Source organism: Pseudomonas sp. PDM27, from assembly GCF_019219205.1.
In the GTDB taxonomy this organism is placed as follows: Bacteria; Pseudomonadota; Gammaproteobacteria; order Pseudomonadales; family Pseudomonadaceae; genus Aquipseudomonas; species Aquipseudomonas laurylsulfatiphila.
The window spans coordinates 1-1,163 of sequence record NZ_JAHUWF010000029.1; the positions used below are offsets into that span (position 1 = coordinate 1).

Sequence of the window (1,163 nt, forward strand, 5' to 3'; positions counted from 1 at the left end):
CGGTGTAGTGGTTCATTTTTTTTGAACCGCTCTGTAGGAGCATTAAGCCGCCTGTTGCTCATACAGCGCAGGCGGCAAGTTGTTCGAGGCAGAGTGGCAACGGCGATGGTTGTAATGGGAGATGAAGCCCATCACATCCTTCTCTGCTTCGAAATGATTGTGGTAGCCATCTTCCGGCATCCAATCGTGCTTCAACGTCCTGAAATAGCGCTCGACCACCGCGTTATCCCAGCAGTTACCCCGACGACTCATGCTCTGGACGATCCGGCTTTCTGCCAAGCATTCAACAAATCGTTCGGCGGTGTACTGACAACCCTGGTCTGAGTGAAATAGCAACTCAGGCATCGGACGGCGTAGCGCTACCGCCAGTCTCAGCGCTTTGACAGACAACTCGGCATCAGCGGTTCGTGAGCAAGCCCATCCCACGATCCGGCGCGAAAACAGATCCATTACCACGGCCAGATACAGCCAGCCGCTCCCCACCCGGATATAGGTGATATCGCCTGCCCACAGCGTGTCTGGCCGGGACGGGTTGAAGCGCCGATCAAGTATGTTCGGTGCCACCACCGCAGGCTTGGTAGCGCGCCGATAATGGGCGTAACGCGGTCTACGCCGGTGCAAACCAAAGGATTTGATCAGCGTGCGCATTCGATAGCGTCCGATGAAAATGCCTTCTTTTCTTAACTCTTTGGATAGCCCGCGAGTACCTAGCGCTTCGCGATGTTCTTTATGTAACGCGCGCAGTTTGCGCTCCAGGCATCGCTGGTCAGAGCGCCTGGGCTTGGGTTTGCGCTTGGCGTAGTAACTGCTGCGGGCCACACCCAGCACTGAGCACATACGCCGAATCGACATCTTTCCTTTGATGCCATCAATCATTTGGCTCGACCGAACAGAACCTTCAGATGAGAGGGCAATTGCTTTTTTAGCACTTGGTTCTCGGCTTCCAGCAGCGCCAACTTCGCCTGCAACGACTCGATCAGCTCCTGATCCTGCAATCGGGTTGGCTGCAACATTCCCGCCTGCTCCCGACGCCAGCGCAGAACCCAGCGGCGCAGAGCCGTAGGGCCCACCCCGGTGGCCTCACAGGCTTTAGGTATGGAGTAATTCATCTCCACTACCAAGCGGATGGCTTCCGCTTTTTCCTCAGATGTAACAACCCGATA

At 55.9% G+C, this 1,163-nt stretch carries 2 protein-coding genes; both read right to left on the minus strand.

Annotated features, from left to right (window positions below):
- Positions 1-42: 42 nt before the first annotated feature.
- Entirely contained in the window at positions 43-876 is an 834-nt protein-coding gene (locus KW838_RS29215) for an IS3 family transposase (protein ID WP_218504371.1), read from the minus strand.
- Positions 873-1,163, minus strand: a 291-nt coding sequence (locus tag KW838_RS29220) for a transposase (RefSeq protein WP_218504372.1), incomplete at its 5' end; no start/stop codon positions are given. The genes KW838_RS29215 and KW838_RS29220, both read right to left, overlap by 4 nt.

Bases quoted from the DNA above. Each gene is read 5' to 3' on its own strand.
- KW838_RS29215 (WP_218504371.1), bottom strand. From the start codon at position 876: ATGATTGATGGCATCAAAGGAAAGATGTCGATTCGGCGTATGTGCTCA.